The organism is Corynebacterium sp. HMSC068G04 (assembly GCF_001814885.1).
Taxonomy (GTDB): domain Bacteria; phylum Actinomycetota; class Actinomycetes; order Mycobacteriales; family Mycobacteriaceae; genus Corynebacterium; species Corynebacterium hiratae.
In genome coordinates, this window is record NZ_KV818333.1 from 176,575 (window position 1) to 181,161 (window position 4,587).

Here is a 4,587-nt window from a genome sequence, read left to right on the forward strand (position 1 = left end):
GGGAGGTGGGGTTTTCAGTTCGCGTCACGGTGTAATTCAACATGGATTACAGCGTACTCCTTAGCCCCCTATAGAGATGCAGAAATGCCTTAGCTAGATCACCACTCCTTAAGTCCACTCGGCGAGCCCACTAGCCCCGCTGCCACCCCACCCCACTCCCACCGTAATCCCACTGTAATCCCACTACGTTCCACACCATAGACACGGGTAGTGTGTGAGGAGTATCCCATTGTCACTTTTCTCAAGGAGGACATCGTGGCTTCTTCCACGTTCGAACTGCCCGCACGCGGCTCTTTCCCCACTGTTGAGCTGGCCAAGAAGGCCCCCAAGCAGGCAGATGCCCTGCTGATCGCCGCCTTCGCCGGCGAGGAGGGACTCGAGGTGCCGGGCACCTCTCTTCTCAGCTCGTCCGCACTGCGCTCGACGTACGAGGCTCTCGCGGCCGTGGGCGCGACGGGCAAGGCCGGGGAAATCGTGAAGGTTCCCGCCCCGCAGAAGGCGGGCGCTGCTCAGGTCATTGCGCTGGGCTTGGGCGATGTAGAGGAGCTTGACGCCGAGGCCCTGCGCCGCGCCGCCGGCTCCGTGGCCCGCGCCACCGCAGGCGTGGGCACCATCGTGACCAGCCTGGCGGACTTCGGTGTTTCTGCTGCTGTCGAGGGTCTCATCCTCGGCGGCTACGCTTATCGCGGCATTCGCTCCACCGAACTGGAGGAGAAGGAACAACCAGCCACTTTCGTGGTGGTGGCTGATAAGTCTGTCTCCGAAGAATTCGAGGCAGCCCGCACCGTGGCCGAGTCTGTCTTGCTTGCCCGCGACCTCGTGAATGCCCCCGCCAACGAACTCTACCCGGAGTCCTACGCCGCATTCCTTTCCGGCCAGGCAAAGGAAGCCGGTCTTGACGTCGAGGTGCTCGATGAAAAGCAGCTGGAGAAGCAGGGCTTCGGCGGCATCCTCGCGGTAGGCAAGGGTTCTGCCCGCCCGCCGCGTCTGGTGCGCCTGAGCTGGAAGCCCAAGAAGGCCAAGAAACACGTGGCTCTTGTAGGTAAGGGCATTACCTTCGATACCGGCGGTATCTCCCTGAAGCCGGGCAATGGCATGTGGGACATGATCTCTGACATGGGCGGCTCTGCTGCGATGGCGGCCACCATCATCGCGGCGGCCAAGCTGAAGCTGCCGGTTCAGATCACCGCTACCCTGCCGCTGGCTGAGAACATGCCGGGCTCTGGTGCTACCCGCCCGGGAGATGTCATTACCCACTACGGCGGCCTGACTTCCGAGGTCCTCAACACCGACGCTGAGGGCCGCCTCGTGCTGTCGGACGCCATCGCGCGCGCCAGCGAGGACAAGCCGGATTACCTCATTGAGACTGCGACACTCACCGGCGCACAGATCGTGGCGCTGGGTTCGCGCACCTCCGGCATCATGGGCTCCGAGGTTTTCCGCGATCGCCTCGCCGAAATCGGCCGCGAAGTGGGCGAGAACGCCTGGGCCATGCCGCTGCTGGAGGAGCACGACGAGGAGATCAAGTCCCAGGCCGCAGACATCCGCAATATCAACGCCAAGCGCGAGGGCGGCATGGAGTTCGCCGGCACCTACCTCAAGCAGTTCGTGGGCGAGGGCATCGAGTGGGCCCACATCGATATCGCCGGCCCCTCTTGGAACGGTTCCGCCCCGCGCGGCTACACCCCGAAGCGCGCCACCGGAGTTCCGGTGCGCACCGTGGTCGCAGCGCTGCGCGAGATCGCAGAAGCCTAAATCAGAGCGGCTTCCATGCGGCCCCTCGTGTGAGCGGCTTTAGGCCGCTCACACCTCTTCGCCGGCGATGACGTAGTCCTCCTTATCCGCCAATGGGAGGACCGTACCGTCGGACATGGCGCGGTCGGTGACGAGCCCGTCGTCGTCGACAAGCGCGACCTCGTTGCCTTCCTCACGCAGCCGGCGCAGGCCTTCCTTGAGCATGCGCCGGCCCACCTTGTGCAGGCCAGAGACCTGGGAGAAGTCCAAGGCCAAGCGCTTGCCGGAGAACTGGCGCTCCTCCAGTTCGTGGAGGATGGCTTCGGTGGCGGTGAAGTTGATATGACCTTGTAGGCGGATAATCGCGGTGTCGTCGTCCTCGTCGACGCTGCGAACTGGGTGCACACCAAAGCGGTTTTCCGTGGACATCAAGTGCAGGCCCATGTCCGAGGAGAGCTCGCGGAAGATTTCGGTTCCGCGCACGCTATTTCCCTGCTCATCGAGACGCGGCGAGAACGTCGCCACGCCGATCTGCCCCGGCAGCGTTCCAATGAGTCCTCCGGATACGCCGGACTTAGCGGGGATTCCCACCTCCGCCATCCAGCGCCCAGCACCGTCGTACATGCCGCAGGAACTCATCACCGCCAGCGTCATGCGGCAGACGTCGGCGTCCAAAATCTTCTCCCCCGTTACCGGCTGGCGGCCACCATTAGCCAGGGTCGCGGTCATGACGGCGAGGTCGCGCACGTCCACCGACAGGGCACACTGCGAGGTATAGGACAGCACGGCGTCGTGGGCATCGTCCTGGATGATGCCGTAGGAGCGCAGCATATGTGCCAGGGACAGGTTGCGCTCAGCGTGCTCAAGTTCCGAGTCACACAGGCGCTTATCGACGTCCACCTCGCGCCCCGCCAACTGGGATATGAAGGCGCGGATCTTTTCCACGCGGTCCTCCACGGTCGACTCCACCCCATTAATCAGCTGATTGACCACGATGGCACCTGCATTGATCATCGGGTTCAGGGGGCGGTGGTCCTTGGCTAGGGATAACTCATTGAAGGCCTGCCCCGAGGGCTCGAGTCCTACCACCTCACGAACCGCGTCAGGGCCGAACTCGCTCAGAGCGAGGGCATAGACGAAGGGCTTGGAAATGGATTGAATGGTAAAGCGGGTCTCCGCGTCACCGGCGCTGTAGAGGTGGCCCGTCACAGAGCACAGCGCAACCCCCAGCTGCTCGGGGTTTGCGGCAGCCAGCTCCGGGATATAGTCCGCGACTTCTCCGGAATCGTGATCGTGAACGCCATCAAGGATCTTCTGTAGATAAAAAGGAATCGGTGTTTTCATCGTTTCCCAGCGTATAGAATTGCCACGTATGACACCTGCACTCATCATTGTCGACGTCCAACATGACTTCTGCCCCGGCGGAGCCCTCGCCACCGAGCGCGGAAATGAGGTGGCCGATCGCATCGGTGCCCTCCAGCCTTCCTACGACACTGTCGTTGCCACGCAGGACTGGCACATCGATCCGGGTACCCACTTCTCCGAGAATCCAGACTTCGTTGATACCTGGCCCACGCACTGCGTGGCCGATTCCTTCGGCGCCGCGATGCACGAAGCGATCGGGCCCGCCCAGGCCTACTTCAAGAAGGGTGAATATACCGCTGCGTATTCCGGTTTCGAAGGCACGGCCGACGGCGTTCCCCTGGCAGAGTGGCTGCGCGAGCACGACATCACCGCCGTGGACATCGTGGGCATCGCTACCGATCACTGCGTGCGCGCCACCGCTGCCGACGCCCTTGCGGAGGGATTCACGGTGCGTGTGCTGGCGGATTACTGCGCGCCTGTCGACGAGGCCCGCGGCGCCGCCGCTCTGGAAGAGCTTGAGAAGGCAGGCGCCACCATCATTACTGGCTAGGCAGCACCCCTCTAATTGCCGTTCTGGCCATTCCGCTGCTGTCGCTGTTCAAACCGCTGACGGCGCTCGCGTTGTTCCTCCCGCTTGCGCAGAATGCGCTCTCGCTCGATGCGCTCGCGCATGCGCTGGGGGTAACCAGTCTCTTCGACGTCATAGACATCGCAGCGCAGAAGCTTAGCCACCGCGTCGATGCCTTTGGGCCCACCAATGCGACGGCGGATGAAGGCGCCGTTTTCATCCACCACAACGACAGACATCTCGTTGACCACGGTCTCCGGTTCAATAAAGGCCTCAATAAAGGCACGTCCCTGAGCCCAGGCTTGAAGCTCTTGGGCGTCTTCTGCGCGAATGGTCTCCCCCGGTGCGCGGGGCGGGCGCAGTTGGGACTTGGAGCTGTTGCGGCGGAAGGGGTTGAACATGGCTCTTTAGCCTACCGGAGGCCACCTTCAGCCACTTCGTGCGGAGGATGCCCTAATTCACCCCACCCGTGCGCACCTTTTATAAACACGCTGTAGAATCAAACACTAGCGTTTCACTAATTCCAACTTTCGAGGAGTCTTAACACTTATGGCACACTCTGTTGTGATGCCCGAACTGGGCGAATCCGTAACCGAAGGCACGATTACCCAGTGGCTGAAATCCGTCGGTGACACCGTCGAGGTCGACGAGCCGTTGCTCGAGGTCTCCACCGACAAGGTCGACACCGAAATCCCCTCCCCGGTCGCCGGCACCATCCTCGAAATCAAGGCTGAGGAAGATGACACCGTAGACGTGGGCGCAGTCATCGCCATCATCGGTGACGAAGGCGAATCCGCACCGGCTGCTGAGGAGTCTGAGGATTCCTCCGAGAAGGCTGCCGAGACCCCAGACAAGCCCGCTGAGGACGCTGAGTCCGAGGCGCCCGCTGCTTCTGGTGATGCCACCGACGTGGAAATGCC

The 4,587-nt window shown here is 62.4% G+C and carries 5 protein-coding genes; 3 read left to right on the plus strand and 2 right to left on the minus strand.

The window, feature by feature from the left end; all coding sequences use genetic code 11:
- Positions 1 to 255 precede the first annotated feature (255 nt).
- Positions 256 to 1,755, plus strand: a complete 1,500-nt coding sequence (locus HMPREF2993_RS07920) for a leucyl aminopeptidase (RefSeq protein WP_070546907.1) — start codon at positions 256 to 258, stop codon at positions 1,753 to 1,755.
- A gap of 48 nt (positions 1,756 to 1,803) precedes the next feature.
- On the opposite strand, the gene HMPREF2993_RS07925 is transcribed toward HMPREF2993_RS07920, so the two are convergent.
- On the minus strand, positions 1,804 to 3,078 hold the full coding sequence (locus tag HMPREF2993_RS07925; RefSeq protein ID WP_070512389.1) for a glutaminase: 1,275 nt from the start codon (positions 3,076 to 3,078) through the stop codon (positions 1,804 to 1,806).
- Positions 3,079 to 3,106: 28 nt separating this feature from the next.
- Between HMPREF2993_RS07925 and HMPREF2993_RS07930 the strand changes: the two genes are divergently transcribed.
- Entirely contained in the window at positions 3,107 to 3,649 is a 543-nt protein-coding gene (locus tag HMPREF2993_RS07930; RefSeq protein WP_049156249.1) for an isochorismatase family protein, read from the plus strand.
- An 11-nt stretch (positions 3,650 to 3,660) separates the two neighbouring features.
- On the opposite strand, the gene HMPREF2993_RS07935 is transcribed toward HMPREF2993_RS07930, so the two are convergent.
- On the minus strand, positions 3,661 to 4,068 hold the full coding sequence (locus tag HMPREF2993_RS07935; RefSeq protein ID WP_046647933.1) for a hypothetical protein: 408 nt from the start codon (positions 4,066 to 4,068) through the stop codon (positions 3,661 to 3,663).
- Between the two features lie 148 nt (positions 4,069 to 4,216).
- Here HMPREF2993_RS07935 and HMPREF2993_RS07940 point away from each other — a divergent pair.
- Positions 4,217 to 4,587, plus strand: a 371-nt coding sequence (locus tag HMPREF2993_RS07940) for a biotin/lipoyl-containing protein (protein ID WP_304440003.1), incomplete at its 3' end; no start/stop codon positions are given.

Coding starts and splice junctions, on each gene's coding strand:
- HMPREF2993_RS07925 (WP_070512389.1), bottom strand. CDS start 3,078: ATGAAAACACCGATTCCTTTTTATCTACAGAAGATCCTTGATGGCGTT.
- HMPREF2993_RS07930 (WP_049156249.1), top strand. CDS start 3,107: ATGACACCTGCACTCATCATTGTCGACGTCCAACATGACTTCTGCCCC.
- HMPREF2993_RS07935 (WP_046647933.1), bottom strand. CDS start 4,068: ATGTTCAACCCCTTCCGCCGCAACAGCTCCAAGTCCCAACTGCGCCCG.